The organism is Flavobacteriales bacterium (genome assembly GCA_016124845.1).
GTDB lineage: Bacteria > Bacteroidota > Bacteroidia > UBA10329 > UBA10329 > UBA10329.
In genome coordinates, this window is the sequence record WGMW01000064.1 from 1 (window position 1) to 26,271 (window position 26,271).

Annotated in this window: 21 protein-coding genes and 1 tRNA gene; 12 read left to right on the forward strand and 10 right to left on the reverse strand. The window is 47.7% G+C overall.

Annotated features, from left to right (window positions below):
• The first annotated feature begins 156 nt into the window (after positions 1–156).
• Entirely contained in the window at positions 157–1,872 is a 1,716-nt protein-coding gene (locus GC178_18550) for a T9SS type A sorting domain-containing protein (protein ID MBI1289567.1), read from the forward strand.
• Positions 1,873–1,965: 93 nt separating this feature from the next.
• Here the strand turns inward: GC178_18550 and GC178_18555 are convergent, their stop codons facing one another.
• Positions 1,966–2,865 (reverse strand): hypothetical protein, encoded by a 900-nt coding sequence (locus GC178_18555; GenBank protein MBI1289568.1) that lies wholly within the window; start codon positions 2,863–2,865, stop codon positions 1,966–1,968.
• 91 nt (positions 2,866–2,956) lie between these two features.
• On the opposite strand from GC178_18555, the gene GC178_18560 reads away from it, so the two are divergent.
• The 3 genes from GC178_18560 (at position 2,957) to GC178_18570 (ending at position 6,237) form a co-directional block, all read left to right on the forward strand.
• Positions 2,957–3,655, forward strand: a complete 699-nt coding sequence (locus GC178_18560; GenBank protein MBI1289569.1) for a ComF family protein — start codon at positions 2,957–2,959, stop codon at positions 3,653–3,655.
• A gap of 79 nt (positions 3,656–3,734) precedes the next feature.
• Positions 3,735–5,672: a 1-deoxy-D-xylulose-5-phosphate synthase gene (locus GC178_18565; GenBank protein ID MBI1289570.1), complete on the forward strand. Its 1,938-nt coding sequence runs from the start codon at positions 3,735–3,737 to the stop codon at positions 5,670–5,672.
• Positions 5,673–5,727: 55 nt separating this feature from the next.
• On the forward strand, positions 5,728–6,237 hold the full coding sequence (locus tag GC178_18570; protein ID MBI1289571.1) for a hypothetical protein: 510 nt from the start codon (positions 5,728–5,730) through the stop codon (positions 6,235–6,237).
• Between the two features lie 3 nt (positions 6,238–6,240).
• Here GC178_18570 and GC178_18575 read toward each other — a convergent pair whose 3' ends face one another.
• The 4 genes from GC178_18575 to GC178_18590 all read right to left on the reverse strand — a co-directional run bounded on the left by GC178_18575 (position 6,241) and on the right by GC178_18590 (position 11,232).
• Positions 6,241–6,504, reverse strand: coding sequence for a hypothetical protein (locus GC178_18575; GenBank protein MBI1289572.1), 264 nt, complete (start codon positions 6,502–6,504; stop codon positions 6,241–6,243).
• 185 nt (positions 6,505–6,689) lie between these two features.
• Positions 6,690–9,170 (reverse strand): ribonucleoside-diphosphate reductase subunit alpha, encoded by a 2,481-nt coding sequence (locus tag GC178_18580; GenBank protein ID MBI1289573.1) that lies wholly within the window; start codon positions 9,168–9,170, stop codon positions 6,690–6,692.
• Between the two features lie 44 nt (positions 9,171–9,214).
• Positions 9,215–10,189, reverse strand: a complete 975-nt coding sequence (locus GC178_18585) for a ribonucleoside-diphosphate reductase (protein MBI1289574.1) — start codon at positions 10,187–10,189, stop codon at positions 9,215–9,217.
• 467 nt (positions 10,190–10,656) lie between these two features.
• Positions 10,657–11,232, reverse strand: a complete 576-nt coding sequence (locus GC178_18590) for a DUF3109 family protein (GenBank protein ID MBI1289575.1) — start codon at positions 11,230–11,232, stop codon at positions 10,657–10,659.
• Between the two features lie 52 nt (positions 11,233–11,284).
• On the opposite strand from GC178_18590, the gene GC178_18595 reads away from it, so the two are divergent.
• On the forward strand, positions 11,285–11,761 hold the full coding sequence (locus tag GC178_18595; protein ID MBI1289576.1) for a hypothetical protein: 477 nt from the start codon (positions 11,285–11,287) through the stop codon (positions 11,759–11,761).
• On the opposite strand, the gene GC178_18600 is transcribed toward GC178_18595, so the two are convergent.
• A complete protein-coding gene (locus tag GC178_18600) occupies positions 11,758–13,200 on the reverse strand; it encodes a DUF389 domain-containing protein (GenBank protein ID MBI1289577.1) in 1,443 nt (480 codons plus the stop codon). The genes GC178_18595 and GC178_18600 overlap by 4 nt on opposite strands.
• 86 nt (positions 13,201–13,286) lie before the next feature.
• Here GC178_18600 and GC178_18605 point away from each other — a divergent pair, with 86 nt between their 5' ends.
• Positions 13,287–14,828 carry a glycine--tRNA ligase gene (locus GC178_18605; protein ID MBI1289578.1) on the forward strand — a complete coding sequence of 514 codons (1,542 nt, stop codon included), beginning with the start codon at positions 13,287–13,289 and terminating at the stop codon, positions 14,826–14,828.
• Between the two features lie 64 nt (positions 14,829–14,892).
• Positions 14,893–16,392 carry a T9SS type A sorting domain-containing protein gene (locus tag GC178_18610; protein MBI1289579.1) on the forward strand — a complete coding sequence of 500 codons (1,500 nt, stop codon included), beginning with the start codon at positions 14,893–14,895 and terminating at the stop codon, positions 16,390–16,392.
• Here the strand turns inward: GC178_18610 and GC178_18615 are convergent.
• The 3 genes from GC178_18615 to prs are packed head-to-tail and all read right to left on the reverse strand — an operon-like array spanning position 16,382 to position 18,564.
• Positions 16,382–16,942 carry an aminoacyl-tRNA hydrolase gene (locus GC178_18615; GenBank protein MBI1289580.1) on the reverse strand — a complete coding sequence of 187 codons (561 nt, stop codon included), beginning with the start codon at positions 16,940–16,942 and terminating at the stop codon, positions 16,382–16,384. The genes GC178_18610 and GC178_18615 overlap by 11 nt on opposite strands.
• Positions 16,943–16,944: 2 nt before the next feature.
• Positions 16,945–17,595, reverse strand: coding sequence for a 50S ribosomal protein L25 (locus GC178_18620; GenBank protein MBI1289581.1), 651 nt, complete (start codon positions 17,593–17,595; stop codon positions 16,945–16,947).
• A gap of 33 nt (positions 17,596–17,628) precedes the next feature.
• Positions 17,629–18,564: a ribose-phosphate diphosphokinase gene (gene prs / locus GC178_18625; protein MBI1289582.1), complete on the reverse strand. Its 936-nt coding sequence runs from the start codon at positions 18,562–18,564 to the stop codon at positions 17,629–17,631.
• Between the two features lie 135 nt (positions 18,565–18,699).
• Here prs and GC178_18630 point away from each other — a divergent pair.
• The 3 genes from GC178_18630 to GC178_18640 all read left to right on the forward strand — a co-directional run bounded on the left by GC178_18630 (position 18,700) and on the right by GC178_18640 (position 20,937).
• Positions 18,700–18,781 (forward strand) — tRNA-Leu (locus GC178_18630).
• 103 nt (positions 18,782–18,884) lie between these two features.
• Entirely contained in the window at positions 18,885–19,346 is a 462-nt protein-coding gene (locus GC178_18635) for a CMP deaminase (GenBank protein ID MBI1289583.1), read from the forward strand.
• Positions 19,339–20,937 (forward strand): PDZ domain-containing protein, encoded by a 1,599-nt coding sequence (locus tag GC178_18640; GenBank protein MBI1289584.1) that lies wholly within the window; start codon positions 19,339–19,341, stop codon positions 20,935–20,937. The genes GC178_18635 and GC178_18640 overlap by 8 nt, the downstream gene beginning before the upstream one ends.
• Here GC178_18640 and dprA read toward each other — a convergent pair.
• Entirely contained in the window at positions 20,934–22,040 is a 1,107-nt protein-coding gene (dprA, locus tag GC178_18645) for a DNA-protecting protein DprA (GenBank protein ID MBI1289585.1), read from the reverse strand. The two genes, GC178_18640 and dprA, sit on opposite strands and share 4 nt — an antisense overlap.
• 64 nt (positions 22,041–22,104) lie before the next feature.
• Between dprA and GC178_18650 the strand changes: the two genes are divergently transcribed.
• Positions 22,105–24,600 (forward strand): TonB-dependent receptor, encoded by a 2,496-nt coding sequence (locus GC178_18650; GenBank protein MBI1289586.1) that lies wholly within the window; start codon positions 22,105–22,107, stop codon positions 24,598–24,600.
• A 192-nt stretch (positions 24,601–24,792) separates the two neighbouring features.
• Positions 24,793–26,247 (forward strand): Glu/Leu/Phe/Val dehydrogenase, encoded by a 1,455-nt coding sequence (locus GC178_18655; GenBank protein ID MBI1289587.1) that lies wholly within the window; start codon positions 24,793–24,795, stop codon positions 26,245–26,247.
• Positions 26,248–26,271 lie beyond the last annotated feature (24 nt).

The following is a 26,271-nucleotide window of genomic DNA, read 5'->3' on the forward strand; positions in this document are numbered from 1 at the left end:
ATCGCGCCCAAGCGCGAACCCTCTCTTCCCAAAAGAGAGGGGAAAGCTTTGCTTGCAAAGCAGGGGAGAGTTGATCAAACACTTTTGCCCACCATCTGACAAAAGCATCTTGTTGGTTTTCCATAGCTTTACAATAACCCTAAAGGCAACAATCCCATGAAAACACTTAGCACCTTTTCCGTCATCTCATTTCTGTTTTTCACGTTCAATGTGTCGGCTCAGATAAGTGTCAGCCTGATTGGCCAAAAGACCCTTGGCGGAACAGGACTTGATGTCCCCTCGGCTATTGTAGCAACTATGGATGGTGGCTATTTGGTAGGAGGGGCTTCGTTTTCAGGAATTTCTGGAGACAAGACAGAGAATTCGCGAGGAGATCAAGATTATTGGATAGTCAAATTGGATGAGCAGCTTACTGAAGTTTGGCAGCATACATTCGGAGGAGATTCTGCGGATGATTTTACATCTATGGTTGCGAATGCCGATGGCACATTCATTTTGGGAGGTAATTCAAGTTCAAATATCTCAGGTGATAAGACAGCACCGAAGAAAGGGTTCTCAGATTATTGGGTTCTCAAGTTGGATGCTGATGGAAATGAGGTTTGGCAGAACACTTACGGGGCGGATCTGGGAGAATTGATGTGGAAAATGATAGCTCTCCCGAGTGGGGACATACTTTTGGCTGGTAGTTCAAATTCCGGCATTTCAGGTGATAAGACGGCACCATCCAAGGGAGGAACTGATTATTGGCTGGTGGCCATTGATGCCGATGGGAACAAACTTTGGGATAAATCATTTGGAGGAATGGATGACGATTATTCTGAAGATGTGCAAATCTTCGGTGACAAGGTGATTCTTTCAGGTATTTCATGGTCAAACACAAGTGGGGACAAATCTGAAGACGATTATGGTAGTGGGGATAGTTGGGTTATTGCGCTGGACACGGTCGATTGGAACCCTGTTTGGGATATTACCCTTGGGGGAACTTCATTTGAAATCAAGTCTCAGATGGCAGTTATGTATGGGCGGCTCTTCGTCATGTCAAGTTCAGATTCAGACATTTCGGGTACCAAATCCGAGAATTCGCATGGTTCATCTGATTATTGGATTACCTGCTTGGACATGGCTGGAAGTATTTTGTGGGACAGGACAATCGGAGGTGATAGCTATGAAGATCCCCGGTCACTGATTCCTACAACTTACGGAAATGTGCTTGCCGTGGGAGGTTCATTATCTGACGCAAGCTATGATAAGGATGAGGACTCAAAAGGTCTTTATGATTTTTGGCCGGTAAGTATTGATACTATAGGTAATATTCAATGGCAGGCCACTATCGGTGGTTCAATGGTGGATGTGGCTATTGCTGCAGTAGAGCCATCGCCTGGACGTTTTGTTCTAACGGGCATGTTAAAATCGGATGCCGATGGTGATAAGACCGAGAATAATCGAGGAGACAATGATTACTGGATTGTAGAAATAGCCACCTCTGTAGGCATCTCCGAGGCCGACCCATTGGAGCTCAACATGTACCCCAACCCTGCCTACGAGCAACTACAGATAACATGGAAAGATGCCAAATCGAGTTGTGCCGGTCTCATCCAACTCTATGATGCCGATGGCCGCATGGTGCAGCAGCAGAACATGCAAACCACCACGGCCACCATTCCCACAGGCCAACTGCCACAGGCCAACTGCCACAGGCCAACTGCCACAGGGTCTCTACACACTGACCCTCACAGATTGCCAAGGCCACAAGGCCACCGAACGTTTGGTGCGTCTCAAGCGTTAGCATTGACCGAAGGTCAAACGCCCCCCTCCTTTGAAAGGGCCTGTCCTGAGTTGGTCGAAGGAAGCGTTTCTCAGGTTTGCAACTAAGCAAAGGGCCGCGGCCAAGATTTCCCAATGGACACAAACAAAAAGCCCCGCACATATCCATGTGCGGGGCTTGATATTGAAAGAAGGTTTTCCTTATCTGAATGTCACAGATGATGTACCGATAAGTGCCTTGTCCACATAGATCTCAACCGTCTGTTTACCAGCATCAAATCCGTTGGTAGGCGCCAAGTAGAACATACAGATGTTAGGGATCTGCTTGTTCTGGTAATCCACATCCTGAGACATGCTGTAGGTCATCGACCCACCCTCGAACTCAAACTCTTCGCCATGGCCTTTGGTCAGCACTTTTCCGTCTGGCCCTACAATACGTACGTAAAGCGTTTTGCTCCCTGGAGGTGTCAATGGATTTTCACTCAGCGTGAAACAGATCTGAAGCTTTTCCACCCGCTTGGCCTTGTTGTTCACCTTATTCTTCTTACCATGAACACCTTCCACTACAATTTGGTAGGCGGTAAGCACAGAACCCATCGCCACTTTATTGGCCAAGTTCATGTTCTCATTGGTCAACTCCTTGTTCAAGCCTGTTTGCTTGGAGTACTCGCCTTGCAGGTTTCCATACTGCCCTTGCAACGAATCATGCACTGCAAAAAGGCTGTCATACTTGGCCTCCATGGTCTCATACTTCTCGTTCATCGCTTTCAGCTGAGCACGGTACCATGCCAGTTTTCCAGCATCTCCCTTATACTTCTCCACATCGGCCTTCAATGCCAGAATCTCCTGACGCTGTTGCTCCAATTCTTCAGAAAGCTGTCCGTTCTCTTCTTCCAGCGAACTGTACTTTCCAAGCAGGTCGTCCAACTCAGCTGTAAGTTCATCCTTCTCGGCAGTAAGTTGTTGCTTCTCAGCTGCAAGCTGGTCATTGGCGGCCTTCTGTTCGAACAACTGCCATCCTAAAATGCCCGAAAGCAAGAGGAGAATTACAGCGAGAATCAGAAAAACGCGGTTACTCTGGGTCTTTTCCTTGTCTTCCATTTAATGGGTCGAATGGGTTAATGCGCTAAAAGTATAAATTTAACCTAACTTGAAATGCTGTGGTGACACGCCTTTCCTACAATTGCAACGTATGTTAAATAAGCCCGCTTCGTTGGTCAGGGATGTGGTCGGATTGTTCTATCCGCGCATCTGTGGCGGCTGCGATGCGCACTTGATGAAACACGAAGAGAATCTGTGCTTGAACTGTCTTCATGGCCTGCCAAAGACTTACTATTGGGATTACAAGGTCAACCCTGTGGAGCAATTGTTCTTCGGAAGACTGCGGCTAAGTTCTGCATGTTCCTTTCTGCATTTCGAAAAGGGCTCGGTTACCCAAAGGCTCATGCATCGCTTCAAGTACGAAGGGAAGTCCAATGTGGCCATGGAATTGGGAAAGGTGTTCGGGAACATCTTGAAGGAGAAGCAATGGTTTTCCGATGCTGATCTGATCGTTCCTGTTCCGCTGCATCCCGCCAAGGAAATGAGGCGCGGGTACAACCAGAGTTCGTACATCGCAGACGGTCTCTCGGAGAGTTTGGACGTTCCTGTTCGTTCTAAGTTGATGAAGCGGGTAAGGATGACCGACACGCAGACACAGAAGTCGCGTTTTGAGCGCTCGCAGAACGTGGATAGCGTATTTCAAGTTGATTATCCTTCCAGAGTTCGAGGCAAGAATATCATCTTGGTGGATGATGTGGTAACAACGGGGGCTACGCTGGAAGCTGCCGGAATGCAATTGCTGGAAGCCGGGGTTTCTAAGCTGTACATTGCCACCTTGGCTGTGGCCTGATCTACCCGTCTGTTATGGAAAGTTGGGAATTCACCTTATGCCGAATAGTTATCTTTGCAGTTCATCTTTATCCAACCGAATGGGAGATAGGAAGTACGTTCCAGGAGAATTGCTGGCCAAAGTAAACGTGCCGGCAGACCTTAGAAAGTTGAACGAGGATCAGCTGGAGCAGTTCTGTCAGGAACTGAGGCAGTACATCATTGATGTGGTCTCGGTCAATGGCGGCCACTTTGGGGCGAGTTTGGGCGTGGTGGAGATGACCACCGCTTTGCATTACGTTTTCAATACGCCCACCGATCAGTTGGTGTGGGATGTGGGACATCAGGCCTATGGCCATAAGATCATCACGGGCAGACGCGATAATTTCCACACAAACAGGAAGTATAAAGGTCTGAGTGGTTTCCCAAAGAGGAAGGAAAGTGAGTATGATACGTTCGGTGTCGGACATTCCAGCACGTCTATTTCAGCCGCCTTGGGAATGGCCGTGGCTTCGCGCCATAATGGCGATACTTCCAAACAGCATATTGCGGTTATCGGTGATGGTGCGATGACAGGCGGAATGGCGTTTGAAGGACTGAACCATGCAGGCGTAGAAAACACCAACCTCTTGGTAGTGCTCAACGATAATTGCATGAGCATCGATCCCAACGTAGGTGCGCTGAAAGAATACCTTACCGACATCACCACCTCGCACACGTATAATAAAGTTAGAGATGAGGTTTGGAATCTGCTGGGAATGATCAGCAAATTCGGGCCGAATGCGCAGGAGATCGCCTCGAAGATCGAGAACGGTTTTAAGAGTACGCTTCTCAAGCAGAGTAATCTTTTTGAGTCATTGAACTTCCGATACTTCGGCCCCATTGACGGACATGATGTCAACCACATGGTGCGCGTAATGCGCGATCTGAAAGACATTCCAGGACCGAAAATTCTGCATTGCCTCACCGTAAAGGGAAAAGGCTACAAGCCTGCCGAAGATGGCGATACCACCAAATGGCATGCGCCAGGTCTTTTCGACAAGGATACTGGCGAAATAAAAGTGGTGAAACCGGAACAGCCTGAACCACCAAAATATCAGGATGTGTTCGGCCATACCATGGTGGAGTTGGCCGAAATGAACGAGAAGATCGTTGGCGTAACACCTGCCATGCCTTCGGGATGTTCACTGAATATCATGATGAAGGCCATGCCGAAACGCGCCTTCGATGTAGGCATTGCCGAACAGCATGCGGTCACTTTCTCGGCCGGAATGGCCACGCAGGGATTGGTGCCTTTCTGCAACATCTATTCATCATTCATGCAGCGGGCATACGATCAGGTCATTCATGATGTAGCCCTGCAGAATCTGAATGTGGTTTTCTGTTTGGATCGCGGAGGTTTGGTCGGTGCTGATGGAGCAACGCATCATGGCGCGTACGACATTGCTTACATGCGGTGCATTCCCAACATCAAAGTGGCTTCTCCGATGAATGAGGAGGAGCTTCGGAATATGATGTACACGGCCCAGCAGAAGGATATGGGCGTGTGGTCCATCCGATATCCGCGCGGAAATGGCGTGATGCCAGATTGGGGAACTCCGTTCCAGGCCATTGAGGTCGGGAAAGGACGAAAAGTTACCGATGGTTCGGATGTGGCCATCCTAAGTTTGGGTCATATCGGAAATTATGCTGTTGATGCCACGGCTCAACTCAAATTGCAGGGAATTTCTGCCGCCCATTACGACATGCGTTTTGCCAAGCCATTGGATGAAAAGCTTCTCCACGAGGTTTTCAAGAAATTCAACAGGATCATAACGATTGAAGATGGTTGTCTGACCGGAGGTTTCGGAAGCGCCATCGTTGAATTCATGTCGGATAATGGTTACTTTGCTCATGTAGAACGGCTTGGGGTTCCGGACCGTTTCATCGATCACGGTTCTCAAAAAGAGTTGCACATTGAGTGTGGGTACTACAAGGATGACATCGTTAAAGCTGCCGTTAAGCTTGTTGGCGTTACAGAGAAGGCTGCTGCGGGTTAGTCTCTTCCTTCTGTTTCTCGTTCTCGCTAACCATCAGCATTTATTTGCTCAGCGGTTGGCGGTTGGTGCCGATAGAGGAACCAATACACACGTGATGTATGTGGAGTTCGGAGGAACGGGATACTATTACACGGTCAACTACGAACGGCTATTCTTCAATAAGAATAAGGTGGCGTTATTTGGTAGAGTAGGGCTTGAGTACATTCCGTTTTACGGGGCCGACCGACTTCTACATTTCCCAATTGGTGCCAATTTCACTTATGGGGAAAAGAAACACCGACTTGAGGCTGGATTTGCAGCGCTGTTCAGAATGAATTTCAACCAGAATGTTGGTTTTGGAGAAGGATTCTATTTGACCAAACCGCCAACAAGAATCTTTCTCTGTCCATCAGTCGGCTATCGCTTTCATGCCAAACCCAATGAATGGGGAGAAACATTCTTTCTACGCGTAACATTCACTCCAATAATCGGAATGGATGTCTTTCAGAACAAGCCATACTTCCTCCCTCATGCTGGCATCAGCATCGGAAGAACTTGGAACAACCCCAACAGAAAGGGGCGCTAAAAATTACATGTTCTCAAGTAAGAAAGCCTGACGTTCTTCCAAAGGAAGCGAATTCAGCTTTTGCTGAATAGGATTCTGTAGTCTTGGGCGTGGGCTTCCTGATCTGCGAGGATTGTTCAAATGAGCCTCCAATCTTGCAAGAGAGGATTTCAACCTGCGAAGCCGTGCTTCAACTTCTCGAATGGAACGTACGTTTTCCTTCAGAGCCAAACGTGTCTCGCGAAGAGATTCTTCCAATTGCTCTACTTCTTCAATTTCTTTTTGCATCGTGTTGTGTTTTGATGGTTAAGTAAAGATAGTCAATAACACTTTGCGTAGTGTATTGGGTTGAAAACCTATGCCAAATGTAAAATTCATATTAACTATATGGATAGATTTTCGTCAGTTGATGAAAAAAAAGCCTCCGATCGATAGATGGAGGCTTCGAAAAGGAAGCAATTTAACTTGGCAGATCAGCTTCCACACATTTCACATCCTTCAGGATTATCCAGCGAACAGGTTATCTGAGCCTGCGCATCGGCCAGATTTACAGGCTGCACACCATCCGCGGTTGAACTCTGAACCATGACAGGTGTGGCCAGCTCTGACTTTGGTGTTGGCGTTGCAACTGGAGCTTTGGTCAATTCATCTGTTGTGTTGGTTTCGGTCTCGCCAGCAGGTTGTGCCTTTGTTTCCTTGTTTACCGTAAACTGAATGGCTGCTGCTGCTGCCTGCGTTCTCAGGTAGTACATACCCGTTTTGAGACCGGCCTTCCATGCATAGAAGTGCATAGAAGTAAGTTTACCGAAGTTCGGATTCTGCATGAACAGGTTCAGACTTTGACTTTGGTCGATGTAAGCACCGCGGTCGGCAGCCATATCAATGATGTCCTTCATGCTCAACTCCCAAACAGTTTTGTAGAGGTCGCGGATGTTCTGTGGAATCTCTTCAATACTCTGAACGGAACCTCCGTTAGCGATCAACTTATTCTTCATGTCATCATTCCACAGACCGAGTTTTACAAGGTCTTTCAGAAGATGCTTGTTCACCACTACGAACTCGCCAGAAAGCACGCGTCTGGTGTAAATGTTTGAGTGGTATGGCTCGAAGCACTCATTGTTTCCAAGGATCTGTGATGTGGAAGCCGTTGGCATCGGTGCAACAAGCAATGAGTTACGCACGCCATACTTCTTCACTTCTTCCTTCAATACATCCCATTCCCAGCGGTCTGTTGGCGTTACGCCCCAAAGGTCATACTGGAACTTGCCTTCAGAAACAGGAGATCCAGGGTAGGTTTCGTAGTGACCGAATTCTTTGGCCTGATCCTTAGAACAGGTCATGGCTGCGTAGTAGATCGTTTCGAAGATCTCCTTGTTCAGTTGCTTCGCTTCTTCACTATCGAATGGCAGACGCATTTTGATGAAAGTATCTGCCAAACCTTGAACGCCCAAACCTACAGGACGGTGGCGCATGTTGCTGTTGCGCGCCTCTGGCACAGGGTAGTAGTTACGGTCGATAACCTTGTTCAAGTTGCGCGTGGCAACGTAAGTGATGTCGAACAGTTTCTGATGATCGAACTCGCCTTCTGGTGTAACGAATTTTGGCAACGCGATAGAAGCCAAGTTGCATACGGCAACCTCGTCTGGCGCGGTATATTCTACAATTTCGGTACACAAGTTCGAAGACTTGATGGTTCCCAAGTTCTGCTGGTTCGACTTACCGTTGCATGCGTCCTTGTAAAGCATGTAAGGCGTTCCTGTTTCAATTTGAGATTCGAGGATATGGAACCAAAGATCCTGTGCTTTCACGGTCTTGCGGGCCTTTCCTTCTTTCTCATATTGCTCGTAAAGGGCTTCGAATTTTTCACCCCAGCAGTCTCCCAGTCCAGGCGCTTCATTTGGGCAGAAAAGCGACCAGTCACCACCATCTTCCACACGCTTCATAAACAGGTCTGGAACCCACATGGCGTAGAACAGATCGCGGGCGCGATTTTCTTCCTTACCGTGGTTTTTCTTCAGATCGAGGAAGTCATAGACATCCGCGTGCCATGGCTCCAAGTAGATGGCGAATGAGCCTTTTCGCTTGCCCCCGCCTTGATCCACGTAACGTGCCGTGTCATTATAAACGCGCAACATCGGCACAATTCCGTTCGATGTTCCGTTGGTGCCTTTGATGTAAGACCCTGTGGCACGCACGTTATGGATGCTGAGGCCGATTCCTCCCGCAGATTGCGAGATCTTGGCACATTGCTTCAATGTGTTGTAAATGCCATCGATACTGTCATCTTGCATGGTTAGCAAGAAACAGCTGCTCATCTGCGGCTTTGGAGTACCCGCATTGAAAAGCGTTGGCGTGGCATGCGTAAACCATCTTTCTGAAAGAAGATTGTAGGTCTCAATTGCCGACTTGATATCTTCCTTGTGGATTCCAACGGCAACACGCATCAGCATGTGCTGCGGACGCTCGGTGATCTTCCCGTTGGTCTTCAGCAGGTAGCTTCTTTCCAATGTTTTGAACCCGAAGAAATCGTAACCGAAATCCCTGTCGTAAATAATGGTAGAGTCAAGGATCTCTGCATTTGCCTCGATGATCTCGTACACATCATCAGCGATCAGCGAAGCCTTTTCCCCTGTCTTCGGATCGATGTAATCGTACAATTTCTTCATCGTTTTTGAGAACGATTTCAATGTTGACTTGTGCAGATTGGAAACCGCAATACGGCTTGCCAAAAGCGCATAGTCTGGGTGGCGTACGGTAAAAGACGCGGCTGTTTCCGCAGCAAGTTCGTCCAACTGCTGTGTGGTCACACCTTCGTAGATGCCCTCGATCACCTTCATGGCAACTGGAATCGGGTCAACGATAGGGTCAAGGCCGTAGCACAGTTTCTGAACACGGGCAGTTACCTTGTCAAACTTGATGGACTCTTTGCGTCCGTCTCTTTTTACAACATACATGGGGAAAGGGATTTGGTGGTTTACAATTGGATTATTCGGTCAGATCAAAAGTCAGCGTCAGTAGTAAACGTGTGGTTGTCGGTACTTCCACCTGTCATTACACCTGCTTTTTGGTATTCAGAAACTCGCTTTTCGAAGAAGTTGGTTTTTCCTTGAAGCGAGATCATTTCCATGAAATCGAATGGGTTTGTGGCGTTGTACACTTTCGAACAGCCCAGTTCGCCCAACAGACGGTCGGCCACAAACTCGATGTATTGGCACATCAGGTTGGCATTCATCCCGATCAAAGCAACTGGAATGGCATCCACCACGAACTCTTTCTCGTATTCAACAGCTTCGGTAATAATGGCCGTTACTTCTTTCGGATCGAGTTTATTCTGAAGTTGGTTGTACAGCAAGCATGCAAAATCGCAATGCAGACCCTCGTCTCTCGAGATCAGCTCATTGGAGAATGAAAGTCCTGGCATGAGGCCACGTTTCTTCAACCAGAAAATGGAGCAGAAACTGCCTGAGAAGAAAATGCCTTCCACAGCTGCGAATGCTACCAATCGCTGAGCGAATGTTCCGTTCTCGATCCAACGCAACGCCCAGTCGGCCTTCTTGGTTACGCATGGTAGATTTTCGATGGCGTTGAAAAGGAAATCCTTCTCTTTCGTGTCCTTTATATACGTGTCGATCAGCAGCGAATACGTTTCTGCGTGAATGTTCTCAATGGCAATTTGGAAACCGTAGAAACATCTGGCCTCTGGGTACTGAACCTCATTCAGGAAGTTGATGGCAAGGTTCTCGTTTACAATGCCATCGCTTGCGGCAAAGAATGCCAACACGTGCTTGATGAAGTGACGCTCGTCCTTGGTCAACTTGTTCTCCCAATCGTTCATGTCCTGCTGAAGATCGATCTCTTCGGCAGTCCAAAAACTGGCTTCGGCCTTCTTATACATGGCCCACATTTCGCGGTGCTTGATAGGGAAAATGACGAAGCGGTCATTGCTTTCCTGAAGGATCGGCTCAACTGGCAATGAGGTTTTTTCTGGCAGAATTTCGGTCAGATTTGTTGCGGTTTGCTGAGTCGGTCGATCCATCTTTTTCGTGTTTTTAAGCGTTAATAATCCCTGTGGTCGAATGCTCTGTTATTCGTTGGATTACTCCCGATTCTAACGGCTTTCGACCTAAAAAATTCTTTTAAGTCTTCTAATTGTTTGGTTGCGAGCGGGTTAAGAAATGCAGTACCCTCGCGCCTTCCACCCTTCAAATTTTCGCAAAAAAGCCTGTGGGGTCAACCCGAAAGAATTAACAATCGGCCATAGTTTTTAACATCGGGTTTATTACGCCCACGTTAATAAAAATGTATAACGCCTGTAATCCTTGCTATGACTGCATTTGCGCTTTATCGTCACTCTTTAGGTGACAAAAAAGGTTGCAAAATCTTTTGCGAATGTTACGCGAGAGTTACCCGAAATTGGCTACGTAAATCGCGCAAAAAATTTTAATCCTTTTGCTTTTGCAGTTGGTCGATCATTTCCAACTCTTCATACCACTCGGTTCCGTACTTTCTGATCAAAGCCTCTTTTAGGAAACGGAACAATGGAACATTCAATTTGGCACCACAGTCGCACGCGGGCTTGCAAATGCTCCACTTGTTGTAATTCACCGCATCGTAGCTTTCGTACTCGGTAATTCGAACGGGATAGAGATGGCACGAGATGGGCTTTTTGAATTTGACCGCACCATCATTGTAGGCCTTTTCGATGCCGCAGGAAACCATTCCGTTCTCATCGATCAGCGCGTAGGCGCATCTTCCGTTTTCAAGTAGGGAAGTGCCTTTGTCGCCATCCACATCAATTTCAAAAACACCTTTCTCCGCGATCATGGCCCGCCCTTCCTCATCTAAATAAGGAAGAACGTCATCGATGATGTTTTCCAGAAGATCGATCTCCTCATCGGTGAGCGGAGCACCCGCATCGCCCTTCACGCAGCAAATGCCTTTGCAGGCGTTCAGGTCGCAAACGAAATGGCGCTCCAGGAGGTCGAGCGAAACAAGTGTATTCTGAATGGCAAACATGGCGGCAAAGGTAGCTTGGTTCTTCTTGAAGTGAAACAGGATAGACCGAACTATGATAATTTCGCAATCAGTTCAAGCTATGAAGAGAACGGTTCGTACAATAGGTAGTGTGGATAAACTGGATCTTCCATTTTTCGGGATCGAAGACCTGGATTGCAAGATCGATACGGGCGCAGATACATCCAGTCTGCATTGCAGCAAAGTACGGGTGGTGGAGAAGGACGGAAAGGAATACCTGAAATTTCGCGTGTTGGACAAGAAGCATCCGCAGTTCAGCAAAGTGGATCAATTGGTGTCCGATTTCAGGGAGAAAACCGTGCGAAGCTCCAACGGAGAATCAGAGATACGCTATGCGATACGGACCAAAGTGGTGCTTTTCGGACGGACCGAATCGATCACATTCACGCTTGCAGACCGTGGCAAGATGAAGTTTCCCGTTCTGCTTGGAAAACGGTTCCTGAAGCATAAGTTTCTGGTGGATGTTGCGCAGAATGACCTCTCGTACACGGAGAAGGTTTCCGCTGGTTAGAATTCCACAATTCTGACCGTGTCCAACGCCAACCGTTGCTGTAGCCAGCGTTGCATTTTAAACTTTTCTTCCCGTTTCAATTCGCTTGAGATCTTGTCCCATTGTATCAAGAATGTCGGTACCGTGTCCAATCCGAAGCTGTTCACTTCCACACTTCGGGCGTAGGCCAGTCGGTTCACCTTCGGGTAGATTATCTTCACTTCTTTCAGCAGGTTCTCCATCGGAACGCTGTCTTTTTGCAAACTCGACAATCGTCTTTCCAACGAAGAGATGCGCGCATCTTTTTGGGCCATCTGCTGCTCATTCTTATTGTAGATGTCTTCAAGAATTCCCACTCTTACCTCGTTTGTGAGCTTCCCAGCAATATCGTTGGTCACGTCTTTTGGCTGATGAATTTTCAGCACCGTCTTTTCCAACCCCTGCTTGGCCATTTGGTTTTCGAGTTGTCGTTGCGTTTGGTTGCTGATCGGGTCGCCCATGATGAAAATATCAATGCGCGAAATGGTATCGGTGTAAGTGATCTTCTTGCTCACGATCTCTGTTCCCTGCATTTGCAGATTCTCCGAAATGAACTTGTCTGCCTTGCCCATAAAAATGGTCTCTTTTACCAATCCGTAAAAGATCCACGCGCTTGGCAAGAGAACCACGATGACAAACGCAACCATGTAGCGTTTCACCTTCTTTTCGGTGTCAGCGTTCACAAAACTTACAAGCGGGAACCGCAGATAGCGAACAATTAGAAATGTGGAACCTGCAATGAAAATGGAGTTCAGGGTGAACAGATAGAACGCTCCGAAAAAGAACGAAAGTTCCCCGTTCGCAAGCCCATAACCTGCTGTACAAAGGGGAGGCATCAATGCAGTTGCAATAGCAACTCCAGGAATTACGTTTCCTCTGTTCCTTCTCGAAACACCGATAATTCCTGCCAAACCACCGAAAATCGCAATCAGTGCGTCCAGAAAAGTTGGCTTTGTACGGGCCAACAGTTCAGGTTGTGCCTCATGTAATGGCGTAATGAAAAAGTAAACGGTGGAAGTGATCAACGCCACCACGATCATCACCCCGAAATTCTTCAACGCGCGTTTCAGTGTTTCCCAATCGTTGGTTCCCACCGAAAGGCCGATGGCCAAGATCGGACCCATGAGCGGGGAGATAAGCATGGCACCGATGATCACCGCGGTGCTGTTCAGGTTCAGTCCGATACTGGCGATGAAGATGGAGCAGATGAGGATCCAAACGATGTGGCCTCGGAAAACCATATCCTTTTTAATGGTCTCAATGGTTCCTTCCTGGTCGCTGTCATCCGCCAAGTTCATGGTGGTCCGCGCAAAATCGCGCAGCGAAACAAGCATGCGCAGAACGTTGAAGTTCAGGTTCTCTTTCGCCTGCTCCTCCGCCTGTTGGTTCTGTTCCTGATCCGTGTCTTTTTCTGCCTCCATTCCCAATCTGATTCGTCCTTTATCCGAACTCAAAATTCATAGCTTTGCGCCACCTAAAATACAGCATTCCAACACAGTTTTTCTACATGAACAACGAAGATCTTTTCAAGAACGTCATTGCCCACTCCAAAGAGTACGGTTTCATTTTTCAGAGCAGCGAGATCTATGATGGCCTCAGCGCGGCTTACGATTACGCACAGATGGGCGTGGAATTGAAGAAGAACATCCGCGATTACTGGTGGAAAGCGATGGTGCAGTTGAATGAGAACATCGTTGGGTTGGATGCGGCCATCTTCATGCATCCAACTACTTGGAAAGCCTCGGGTCACGTGGATGCATTCAATGATCCGCTCATAGACAATAAGGATAGCAAGAAACGCTACCGCGCGGATGTGCTGATCGAGGATTACATGGCCAAGATCGACCAGAAGATTCTTAAAGAAGTGGTAAAAGCGGCCAAGCGTTTTGGCGATGCGTTCGATGAGGACCAGTTCATGGCCACCAATCCGAACGTGCTGCGGAATGTGGAAAAGAAGGAAGAGATCCGTAAGCGATTTGTGGAAGCGTTGGAGAACAACGATCTGGCTGAGGTTCGTCAGATCATCATCGATCTGGAGATTGCGTGCCCTGTTTCAGGTTCTAAGAACTGGACGGAAGTGCGTCAGTTCAACTTGATGTTTGCTACCGAAATGGGCGCGATGGCCGATGGTGCCAGCACGGTTTATCTACGTCCAGAAACGGCTCAAGGAATTTTCGTGAACTACCTGAACGTTCAGAAAACGGGAAGGATGAAGATTCCTTTCGGAATTGCGCAGACAGGCAAGGCATTTCGAAATGAGATCGTTGCGCGTCAGTTCATTTTCCGCATGCGGGAGTTTGAACAGATGGAAATGCAATTCTTCGTCAAACCAGGAACCGAGTTGGATTGGTTTGAAACCTGGAAGGAAAAGCGCCTCGCTTGGCACAAAGCCATGGGCTTGGGCGATGACAAATACCGTTTCCATGCGCACGATAAGTTGGCACACTATGCCAATGCAGCTTTCGATATCGAGTTCGATTTCCCATTCGGATTCAAAGAGTTGGAAGGAATTCACTCTCGTACCGATTTCGATTTGAGCCAACACGAAAAATACTCAGGCAAGAAGCTCCAGTATTTCGATCCAGAGATGAATAGCAGCTATGTGCCCTACGTGGTTGAAACGTCCATTGGTCTTGACAGAACAGTTCTGGCCGTGCTTTCATCTTCGTACACGGAAGAGAAATTGGAAGACGGTTCAGAGCGAACAGTTTTGACCATTCCGCCATTTTTGGCACCTGTTAAATTGGCCATTCTGCCTTTGCTGAAGAAAGACGGTCTGCCCGAAAAGGCGATGGAGATCTTCAACCAGCTGCGCTTCGACCACAATATTATATATGAGGAGAAGGACAGCATCGGTAAGCGTTACCGAAGACAGGACGCCATCGGCACACCTTATTGTATTACGGTAGATCACGACACGCTGACCGATAATGCGGTTACCCTCCGCGACCGCGACACCATGCAACAGGAGCGCGTTCCAATCGAGAAACTCTCTCATATTGTGGAGGAGAAGGTTGGAATGAAGAAGGTTTTGGAGAGTATTGGTTAGCCCTTAGACCTGTCATTTTAGCTGACAGTTTCGTTTGATTGACTTTGTTGAAGTTTTCACCTTGGTGCAAAATTTCGGCATGGTGTCACGTTTTACAATTCTATTTGTACTTATCACTTCGTGTGTTCAAGCTCAAACACTACTTCAATCGGGTGAGATAATTGGTGGTCGGCCAACACGTATTCCAATCGATTATTCTGGAAATTCGGTAAACTCGATTGAACTGGTTACGGTCAATAACTACAATATTGCTGCTACCCAAGTCTATGCTTTTAATGTCAATGCATTGGGCGAATTGATATATGCGGATACCCTTCAATTCGCTGAAGTACTTGACACGTTGGGAAACGTTGAAATGAGACAGCACCAGTATCAGTATGGAGTTACCGTTGGTGGAATGGTCATTCTCGCGGGTTTGAGTCACAGGACGGTCATGCCATTTGTCCCAAAAGTGATTTGCGCTGGAGGGTTTGGGTCATATTCTCCTTATGCAGGATGGATAGATAGGGATTATTATGTTTTCAATTGGCAATTCTCTCCAGTTGGAGTTGAATATAATCGGTTTGATCCAAGGTTTGTGAGTTACGCAACCTCACAGCACCCGAACAACGAAGGAGTAAGAATTACTGGAGCCTTCAATCGATTTGAGGGAAGCTCGGTGCTATTGGACGTGTATGACATTTATCCAGAAGAGAGTTTGCCTACGCATAAGCTTTTCAGTCTGCCGCTTGAAACAACATTTTTCATCAATCATTCAATCGAACTTGACCGAAAGCTATTGCTTTCAGGTTTTTGGGTTGATATGGATGCAGGGTTCTTGAAACGTCCCAAGGCTGTTCTGATCGATCTTGAAAGTCAAGAAGTCCAAGAATTGATTTTAGACCAAACTGAATACCACGTAGAGGTAATTTCGGGTTTGGTCGCTGACAGTGACCGTTGTTTTTTGATACTCAGGGAAACAGACAATAATGGACAACTGGTGGAGAGCAGAATACTTCGTTTTGATGCAAATACCAATGCCAACGTCATCGCTTCATTTTCAAGTCAATTTGTTCCTGCCAGCATAGTAAGCGAGACAAGTAATGGAATCCTTATTGGGGGAGATTATAACCGATTCGGTCTGAAAACGGCATCTGTTTTTGAGGTGAATGGGTATGCAGAAGCAGAGCCTGAGATGATTGGCTATGCAGAACTGGGGGAAGTGGCTACGAGTTTCAAAGGATATGAAGAAACGTTGCTGGGTAATTTCCTTGTCGGAACCTACGATTCATTGAATGGGACACCGAAAGGATCGTTCATGACCCCAATTCTTGGACAGTCATTGCTGTCAGTTGGTGAGAGGCGAACGGAAGATTTGGCCACTCTTTTAGGGGACATGCTTTTTATTAAGTCAGCGGAACCTGTACAGCTCAGGGTATTTGATTTGGAAGGTAGGATTTTCCTTGCTGAGAAGATTAATTCTGGTCCAAAAGACCTATCGCATCTTGTGAATGGAGTTTACCTCATTTCCGTTTGGAATAATGAAACAAGACAGACCTTGAAAACTGTTTTCGTCACCCATTAAACTGGTTCATCACGAACCGTAGTTCCATGGTGCCGAAGGCTTTGATGGCCTCAACCGACTTTTCAATTTTCGGTTTGATGATGTCGAGGTCTTCCTTGGTCCATTCGCCAAGTACGTAATTGACCTGCTGGCCCTGGCCGAAATCGTTACCGACACCAAATCGTAAACGCGGATAATCCTGTCGGCCAAGAACTTGGTTGATGCTTTTCAGGCCGTTGTGTCCGCCATCGCTTCCTTTCGCGCGGATGCGAATGGTGCCCGTTGGCAGGGCAATATCATCGGTAATGATGAGAAGATTTTCAATCGGAACTTTCGTTTCCGACATCCAGTATTGAACGGCTTTTCCGCTCAGGTTCATGTAGGTGTTCGGTTTCAGCAGTACAAAAGTTCTGCCTTTGAATTTCACCTCAGATACATCGCCAAAACGGCCTGCCTTAAAAACAGAAGTGGACGCCTCCGCAAAGGCGTCCACTATCTTAAATCCAATGTTGTGACGGGTTTCGGCATACTCGCTGCCGATGTTTCCCAACCCAACAATCAGGTACTTCATGCTTATTCAGCGGCTGCTTCAGCTGCTGGAGCTTCGCCACCTTCGGCAGCTGCTTCAGCACCTTCTTCGCCTTCAGCACCTTCTTCTGTCTCTTCTTCGTCTTCTACCAGCGCACCACGCTTCATACGTACAGCAACGATGATCTGACTTGGAGCAGCCAAGAAAGTAACCCCAGGAATATTGAGGTCACCGATCTTGATGGCCTTGCCGATACGAAGGTTGGTGATATCCAACTCGATGAAGCTTGGCATGTCTTCAGGCAGACCTTGAACTCTCACATTTCGTCTTACCACACGCAAACGTCCACCATTAAGAACACCACGAGCCTGACCTTTGGTAAGGATAGGCAACGTCATTCGCACTGGGCGACCAGCCAATTGCTGGAAGTCAACGTGAAGAATCTTGTCTGATACTGGGTGATACTGAACATCCTTCAGTACAACGGGGATAGTTTCGCCATCCACGTCAAGGTTAACGATGTACTGATTTGGTGTGAAAATCAGCTTGGTGAATGCGCGCTCATCAATTTGAACGTGCACATTTTCTTTTCCCCCGTAGATGATGCATGGAACCAAGCCTTCGTTACGAAGCGCTTTTGCATCGGCTTTCCCAAGGGACTTCCTTTTTGATCCTGTAATAGTGATCGATTCCATTAGATATTGATTTAGTTAATTATTGATTACTGATTAAAAAATGAACTTGGTGCTGATAGACTCGTAATTGTGAGCCTTGCGGATAACATCAGCAAAAAGCGGTGCGCAACTCAGAACGGTGATCTTCTCGTTCTCTTCGCGAAGCGGAATGGTATCGGTTGTTACCAATTCTGTCAATCGTGAGTTGCGGATATTGTCGTGTGCGTTTCCTGAAAGAAGTGGATGCGTGATGCATGCACGGACCGTTTTCGCTCCGTGATCCAACATCATTTCAGCTGCTTTGCAGAGTGTGCCGCCTGTATCAATGATGTCATCCACAAGCACAACGTCTTTTCCTTCCACATCACCGATAACGGTCATGTCGGCCACCTGATTGGCCACCTTGCGCTGCTTGTAGCAGATAGCAAGATCCACGTTCAACGCCTTGGCGTAAGCATTTGCTCTTCTGGTACCGCCAACATCTGGCGTGGCCATTACCAAATTATCGATGTTCATGCTGTTTCTCAGGTGATCCAAGAACAGGTAAGAACCGAAAAGGTGATCCACAGGAACATCGAAGAAACCTTGGATCTGATCGGCATGAAGATCCATGGTCATCACACGGGTAACGCCAGCAGCTTCCAACAGGTCGGCCATCAATTTGGCACCGATCGGAACACGTGGTTTCACCTTTCTGTCCTGACGCGCCCATCCGAAATAAGGGATAACCGCCACAATTCTTTTGGCCGATGCACGCTTGGCAGCATCGATCATCAAAAGCAATTCAAGAAGGTTGTCGCCAGGAGGAAACGTGGATTGAATAATGAAAACATCATCACCGCGAATGGACTCCTCAAAACAAGGCTCGTATTCCCCATCCTTGAAGCGCAAAGTGGTCTGGCTGGCAAGTTCCGTTCCATAGCTTTCAGCGATCTTCTCCGAAAGATATTTGGTGGCTTCTCCAGTAAACAGCTTTACGTTAAAAGGCATGGGTTCCGTTCCTTTATTTTTAAGGGGGTGCGAAAGTAAGAAAAACGTTCCCTATTTCCGAAGGAATCTGCGCGCACAAGAAAGAAAGTGCTGCAAGTATCTGAAAAACGTATAAATTCGCAGCCCCAATCACAAGCCGAAGTGGCGGAATTGGTAGACGCGCACGACTCAAACTCGTGTTCCGAAAGGAGTGCCGGTTCGACCCCGGCCTTCGGTACTTGAAACCCCGATACTGAAAAGTGTCGGGGTTTTTGTTTGAAAGTCGTCAACTTTCCAAAAGTTGACGACTTTGGATAGAACATCTTAGCTTCGCAGACCTTATGGACGAAGGCTTCATCAAGTACGACAATCCCGAAAAGCAGCTTCGCTACGACCGTGCGTATCTGCGCATGGCGCTGGAGTGGGCAAAACTTTCGCATTGCAAGCGCAAACAGGTGGGTGCCATCATTGTAAAAGAAGGGCAGATCATAGCCGATGGCTACAACGGCACGCCAACGGGTTTCGACAATTGTTGCGAGGATGATGAAGGCGATACCAAGTGGTATGTGCTGCACGCAGAGGCCAATGCCATTATGAAAGTGGCGCGGTCCATGAACAGCGCGCGCAATTCCACGTTATATCTTACCATGTCGCCTTGCAAGGAGTGCAGCAAATTGGTGCATCAGGCGGGCATTAAGCGGTTGGTTTTCATAAATGGTTATAAAGACATGAGCGGGGTGGAATTTTTGGAGGAAGCGGGCGTTGAAGTAGTGCAACTGCCACAAGCATTGACCGATGAGTGAGAACCGATTCAGACTGTTCATTTATTACCCGATCATTTTGGCGGTGGTGCTTTCCGCTGGCATTTATCTGGGTTCCATGCTTGGGGTCGGCTACATGCACCAAGGACTTATCGAGCAGTCTTCGACCGATTCCAAAAAGATCACCAACCTTCTGAATTATGTGCAGGAAGAGTATGTGGATTCGGTGGATCTGGACGGACTGACCGAGTCGGCCATTATCAACATGTTGGATCAGCTCGATCCGCACTCATCTTACATTCCAGCCCGCGATCTGGAGGCCATGAACGAACCGTTGACGGGGAATTTCGATGGCATCGGGGTTGAATTCAACATCATTGAAGATACTATTGTGGTCGTGGCCCCGATCAATGGCGGGCCGTCCGAAAAATTGGGAATCCGTTCGGGAGATAGAATTGTGATGATTGAAGATTCGCTGGTGGCGGGAGTTGGAATTACCAATAAAGATGTCATATCGAAGTTGCGTGGCGAACGCGGGACCAAAGTGCGAATTGAGATATTCAGAAGAGGGCAGAAGAAGCTGATCCCGTTCAAAATAGAGCGAGATAAGATTCCGATCTACAGCGTGGATGCAGGTTACATGATCGATGACAAGGTCGGATACATCAAGATCAGCAGGTTCGGGGCAACAACTTATGATGAGTTTGTGGAGAAATTGGATGACCTCAAAGCGAAGGGCATGCAATCGTTGATCCTCGATCTGCGAGGAAATCCTGGCGGTTACCTAAATGCAGCCATTCAGATATGTGATGAGTTTCTGCCGAAAGGCGAGTTGATCGTTTACACTGAAGGTCGTTCGCGCCCGAAAGACAGCGCGTTTGCCACGGGAAGAGGTGATTTCGAAAAGGGAAAACTGGCCATTCTGGTGGATGAAGGTTCGGCCTCGGCATCAGAGATCGTTTCAGGTGCAATTCAGGATAACGACCGCGGAACCATCGTTGGTCGCAGAACTTTTGGCAAAGGCTTGGTGCAGGAACAGGTGGAGTTGCCTGATGGTTCGGCTGTTCGTCTCACCATTGCCCGTTACTACACGCCAACAGGCCGTTGTATTCAGCGGCCATACGGCAAGGACGAGGATTATTATGGCGATTTCATCCACCGCGTGGAGCATGGCGAACTCTATGAGAAGGACAGCATTGAGGTGGATAAAAGCGAGCGGTTTGTGACCAAAGGCGGAAAAGTGGTCTATGGAGGTGGTGGCATCGTTCCTGACGTTTTTGTCCCGCTCGACACATCGAACTACACCGATTTTCACAGCCAATTGCTGAGCACGGGCGCGCTGCGCGAATTCGCTCTGAATTATTCTTCCGAGAACCGTTCTGTTTTGGAGAAGTTTGCTTCGCCAAAAGATTTCAGCAAGAAGTTCAAATTCACGGATGCAGATTACAAGAGCTTGATCGCATTTGCCGCTACGCGCGAAGTGACCGCAACGGACACCGAGAAGGCGAGACCAGAGGTGCTCAATAATCTGAAGGCGCTGGTGGCGCGCAGCAAGTGGAACGGTGATGGATTCTATCCTGTCATCAATGAGAACGACAAGGCCATCAAGGCTGCGATGGAATCGTTCAACTAATTCAGTTTGTAAACCTTTCCGGGTAGATTGCTCACAATTCCTTCGAACTCCAGTTCGAGTAGGATGGAAGCTACCTTGCTCATCGGGTAACCCGAAAGCACGGTCAATCTGTCAATGGTGTGATTCTGTTCTCGAAGCACGGCAACCACTTTTTCCTGTTCTTCCGTTAGGTCGATCAGCAATTTTCGCTGTGGTTGTGGTTTGACCGCTCTATTCATTTCATCCCAGTTCATGGCCCTTAGAATATCCTCGCCCGAAGTTGCCATGGCCGCTTTCAGACTTTTGATGAGCCGATTACAACCTTCGGAGAACTCATCGCCAACGCGCCCTGGAATGGCAAACACATCGCGGTTGTAACCGTTGGCCAGTTCGGCTGTGATGAGCGCGCCACCTTTGGCACTTGCCTCCACCACAATGGTTGCATCGGCCATACCCGCCACTATTCTGTTCCGTTTTGGAAAATTTTCTCTGTCGGGTTTTGTTCCTATCGGGAAATCGGTGATCAGCGCACCCTTCTCCAAAATTTCGTTGGCCGTATTGGAGTGTAGCTGAGGATAGATTCTGTCGAGACCATGCGCCAGACAGGCAATGGTCGGTGTATCGAATTTCAAAGAGGCCTTATGCGCTGCGATGTCAATTCCGTAGGCGAGGCCGCTTACGATGGTAATGTTCGATTCGGCCAGTTTCTCAACGATCTTCTCGGTCATTTCCTTGCCGTAGCGGGTCGCATTTCGCGTTCCGACCACGGCCACAGACCGTTCTGAGTTTATGTTTCCGTTACCTTTTACATAAAGGATCACGGGAGAATCTTCGCAATGTTTGAGGCGTTTGGGATAATCTTGGTCTAAGAATGAAACGACTTTGACGCCATTCTTTGATGCGAACTCCAACTCCTTCTCGGCATCCTTTAAAACGTTGCTGTTCCGAACGGCAGAAGCAATGGCGTTTCCTACGGTCGGAATCTTCTCTATGAATGTTTTGGACTGCCCGAAAACCTCCTTGGCACCACCGCAATAGGCCACCAATTTTTTGATGCGGACATCGCCCAACCCGGCAACCTTTGTCAGCGCGATCAAATAGAGTGTCTGTCCGTTTCTATCCACAAATGCAAATATTGATATATTCGCCCCGTTCTAAACCAAGCGTAAGGCTGCTGAATATACCTACATGAAAAGAATTTTTACAACCTCAATTCTATCATTTTTTGTGCTTTTCACCTTCGCCCAAGACACGGGTACTGTAAAAGGTGTGGTAAAAGACAAGGAAACCGGAGAGACCATTATCGGTGCCAATGTTGTTTGGGAAGCTGATAACGGTCGTGGTGCCGCAACGGACTTTGATGGTAACTACAGTCTGATATTGCCCGTTGGGCCACAAAAAATCGTTGTTTCCTCCATTGGTTATGATGCTCAAACCATTCCGGTGACAATTAAGAAAGGAGAGACGACAACAGTTAACGTGGATCTTGGTGTTGGTTCGATCCAGAAGGACATGGTTGTTGTAACTGCCGGTAAGTTCGAACAAAGGATCGAGGACCTTACAGTTTCAGTATCAGTAGTAAAGCCTGAACTGGTTGAAAACCGTGGTTCTGTTTCTGCAGATGATGCCATTGAACAGACACCGGGTTTGACCATTGTTGATTCTGAGCCACAGATGCGTGGAGGTAGCGGTTACAGTTTCGGAGCCGGTTCGCGTGTGATGATGCTGGTAGACGACCTTCCGATCTTGAGTGGGGATGCCGGCCGTCCAAGTTGGGGTTTCATTCCGGTTGAGAACCTGGAGCAGATCGAGGTTATCAAGGGAGCATCTTCTGTATTGTATGGTTCGGCTGCTTTGAATGGAATCATCAATATCAGAACGGCCTATCCGAAAGACAAGCCCAAGACCAAGATCAACCTTTATTCAGGTTTTTATAGCCCACCCGCTCAGCAAGATGCGCAGTGGCGAGGAAAGGATGACATGCCCATCTATGCCGGCATGAACTTCTTCCATTCCAGAAAGATCGGGAAGAACTGGGACCTGGTTATCGGAGGTAACGTACTTGTTGACAATGGCTTTATCGGTTATGAGCCTGCAGATACGATGATCAACAATACACCGAAGATCATTGATGATTATGTACGTGATTCAACCGGTAATGTGATCGGTGCCAACACGCACGACCCTATGAAAGAGTACTCGAACCGTGTCAGGGTCAACTTCAATTTGCGCAAGCGTTCTGGAAAGATCCACGGCCTTTCGTACGGTATCAATGGTAATATCATGTACTCCAGAGGAACCAGTACCTTGCTTTGGTTGAACAGTGGCTATGGACTTTACCGTCCGTTCGGTGGGAGTTTGACCCGCACGTTGCAGACCACGTTCAACTTCGACCCTTACATCACCTATTCCGGAGCAGGTGGCGCAAGACACACATTCCGTACACGGGTTTTCCATCAGAACAACAACAACAACAACAATCAAGGAAACGAGAACTACGTGTTCTTCGGTGAATATCAGTTCGCATACAAGTTCCCACAGATTCACGATTTCACCATTACGGTGGGTACAATGGGAAAATACACGCTTTCACAGGCTCAGTTATATGCAGGAAACCCTAATGGAGATGGAAAGAACAATGCGGCAAACGCCTCGGTCTATCTTCAATTGGACAAGAAATTCTGGAGACGACTTACTGTGAATGGAGGAGCACGTTTTGAGTATTTCAGCGTTAATGGCAATGACACGATCATTCGTCCGGTATTCCGAATCGGTGCCAATACCATGCTTTGGAAAGAGGGTTACCTGCGTGCCTCATTCGGAGAAGGTTTCCGTTTCCCGACCATTGCCGAGCGTTTCATCTTTACAACGGTCGGTGGTCTGCCCATTGTTCCTAATACTGGCATCAAACCAGAACGTAGCTATGCCACAGAGCTTGGTCTGCGTCAAGGAATCAAGATCGGCAAGTTCCTCGGTTATTTGGATGTTGCCGGATTCTACCAGTACTACAAGAACTTCGTAGAGTTCAACGCAGGCAAGTTCAACCCGAATCCGGGACCTCCGTTCTACGGTCTTGCCTTTAGAAGTCTGAATACCGGTGATGCTCGTGTTTACGGTGTAGATGCATCCATTATGGGGAATGGCCAGTTTACCAGTTGGTTCGGCATGAACGTACTTGTCGGCTATACCTATTCGCGGCCGGAAACGGTAAATCCGAATTACGTATATGCCGTTGACAATTCTGGAAAGGAGCTTACCCAGGCAAGTTCTACTTCTTTGTTGAATTCTTCGAGTACTGCGGCTGATTCTGCGGCCTACATGAAAAACCCGGTACTGAAATATCGCTTCGAACATTTGGTGAATGCCGATATTGAGTTCGTATTTAAGGTCAAGAAGAAATATGATCTTGCTTTCGGGGTCACATACCGCTATTACAGCTTTATGCGAAATGTCGATCAGATCTTCTACGCGGTCGATCCATTGTTCAAATGGGGCGCAGTTCAGTTCAGACAAGATCATAACAAGGGAGACCATGTGTTCGACCTTCGCGCTTCCTTAGAACTTACCGAGCAGGTGAAGATCGCTGTGATCATGAAGAACGTGGCCAATCGCATTTATGCGTTGCGTCCGCTCAAGGTCAATCCGCCTCGCACCACGCAGATTCAGCTGACCATCAATTTCTGATCTTTCAATACCGATCCACACCAAAGGCTCATCGGCATGTTCGGTGAGCCTTTTCTGCAAGGTTCAGTTCTGTAATTGTAGAAGTTTCCATTGGGTCATCCTTAAAACAATTGGGCAATTATTCTGATGGTGGTCAAATAGGCGGACAGTAAATTTTTTAACCTTTACGGCCGTTACCAAACAAAAGGACAAATGGCTAAGACAAGGAAAAGAACAATTGAGAAGCTGACCGAAAAACGGGAACACAGCTTTTTTGGTGATGTACTGAAGTATTTCGATCACGCGGCAGAATTTCTCGATCACGATCCGGCACTACTGGAGCAGATCAAATATTGCAACAGCGTTTATCGGATGCGTTTTCCAGTAAGAAATGATGAGGGTAAGTTAGAAGTGATCGAGGCGTATCGGGTAGAACACAGCCATCACAGGCAACCAACAAAAGGAGGTATCCGATACAGTATTCACGTGGAACAGGATGAGGTGATGGCCTTGGCTGCGCTGATGACCTACAAATGTGCGCTTGTGGATGTTCCGTTCGGAGGAGCGAAAGGTGGCATCAAAGTAAGTCCGAGATTGACGAGTACTCCCATGCTCGAACGGATCACAAGACGTTATACGACCGAACTTATCAAAAAGAACTTCCTCGGCCCGGGAATTGATGTTCCGGCTCCCGATTACGGAAGTGGGGAGAGAGAAATGGCATGGATGGTTGATACCTATACCACATTCTATCCCACAGAATTGAACGCCATTGCCTGTGTTACCGGAAAACCGATCAGTCATGGTGGAATTGCTGGACGTAGAGAGGCAACGGGTCTTGGGGTTTTCTATGGCGTGCGACATGCCTGCACCTATAAGGAGGATATGGACCGCTTAGGGCTTGATGTAGGTCTTGAAGGCAAGCGCATTGCCATTCAAGGTATGGGTAACGTAGGCTACTGGGCTGCCAAATTTTTTCATGAAGGAGGTGCCAAGATCATTGCTGTTGCAGAATGGGATGGTTCCATTTACTCAGAGGACGGCATCGATCCAGATGAGCTCTTAGCATATAAGAACGAGAACAACGGAGTTGTTGGATTTCCAGGGTCCAAAGAAATTGGAGGTCCCGGTGCTGCTTTAGAGGTCGAGTGCGATATCTTGGTTCCAGCTGCGCTGGAGAACCAGATCAATAGCGACAATTGTCAGAACATCAAGTGTAAGATATTGGCAGAAGCCGCAAACGGTCCAGTTACTCCAGAGGCTGAACAGGTACTTCTGAAAAAAGGTGTACTCCTTATTCCTGATATTTTCATCAATGCCGGAGGTGTGAGTGTTTCCTATTTCGAATGGTTGAAGAACCTATCGCACGTCCGTTTCGGGCGGATGGAAAAACGTTATCGCGCCACTATGAACCGCAATATCCTTGACGCGATCGAGGGGGCAAGTGGGTCAAAAGTCAGTGATGACTCCATCAGCCTGATCAATCGTGGTGCTGACGAGCGCGACCTTGTGTATTCTGGATTGGAGGAGACCATGATCAATGCGTATGACAATATTCGCAACCGGATGGCCTCTACGGAGGGCATCAATGACCTTCGTACCGCTGCATTTGTAGAGGCGATCGATAAAGTGGCCACGAGTTATCAGAATCTCGGCATTTGGCCGTAGTAAGTGGTAGAGTAAATGAAAAAG

Coding starts and splice junctions, on each gene's coding strand:
- GC178_18620 (MBI1289581.1), bottom strand. CDS start 17,595: ATGGAATCGATCACTATTACAGGATCAAAAAGGAAGTCCCTTGGGAAA.
- GC178_18580 (MBI1289573.1), bottom strand. CDS start 9,170: ATGTATGTTGTAAAAAGAGACGGACGCAAAGAGTCCATCAAGTTTGAC.
- prs (MBI1289582.1), bottom strand. CDS start 18,564: ATGCCTTTTAACGTAAAGCTGTTTACTGGAGAAGCCACCAAATATCTT.
- GC178_18550 (MBI1289567.1), top strand. CDS start 157: ATGAAAACACTTAGCACCTTTTCCGTCATCTCATTTCTGTTTTTCACG.
- GC178_18615 (MBI1289580.1), bottom strand. CDS start 16,942: ATGAAGTACCTGATTGTTGGGTTGGGAAACATCGGCAGCGAGTATGCC.
- GC178_18565 (MBI1289570.1), top strand. CDS start 3,735: ATGGGAGATAGGAAGTACGTTCCAGGAGAATTGCTGGCCAAAGTAAAC.
- GC178_18560 (MBI1289569.1), top strand. CDS start 2,957: ATGTTAAATAAGCCCGCTTCGTTGGTCAGGGATGTGGTCGGATTGTTC.
- GC178_18595 (MBI1289576.1), top strand. CDS start 11,285: ATGATAATTTCGCAATCAGTTCAAGCTATGAAGAGAACGGTTCGTACA.
- GC178_18605 (MBI1289578.1), top strand. CDS start 13,287: ATGAACAACGAAGATCTTTTCAAGAACGTCATTGCCCACTCCAAAGAG.
- GC178_18635 (MBI1289583.1), top strand. CDS start 18,885: ATGGACGAAGGCTTCATCAAGTACGACAATCCCGAAAAGCAGCTTCGC.
- GC178_18640 (MBI1289584.1), top strand. CDS start 19,339: ATGAGTGAGAACCGATTCAGACTGTTCATTTATTACCCGATCATTTTG.
- GC178_18600 (MBI1289577.1), bottom strand. CDS start 13,200: ATGGAGGCAGAAAAAGACACGGATCAGGAACAGAACCAACAGGCGGAG.
- GC178_18655 (MBI1289587.1), top strand. CDS start 24,793: ATGGCTAAGACAAGGAAAAGAACAATTGAGAAGCTGACCGAAAAACGG.
- GC178_18650 (MBI1289586.1), top strand. CDS start 22,105: ATGAAAAGAATTTTTACAACCTCAATTCTATCATTTTTTGTGCTTTTC.
- GC178_18590 (MBI1289575.1), bottom strand. CDS start 11,232: ATGTTTGCCATTCAGAATACACTTGTTTCGCTCGACCTCCTGGAGCGC.
- GC178_18575 (MBI1289572.1), bottom strand. CDS start 6,504: ATGCAAAAAGAAATTGAAGAAGTAGAGCAATTGGAAGAATCTCTTCGC.
- GC178_18555 (MBI1289568.1), bottom strand. CDS start 2,865: ATGGAAGACAAGGAAAAGACCCAGAGTAACCGCGTTTTTCTGATTCTC.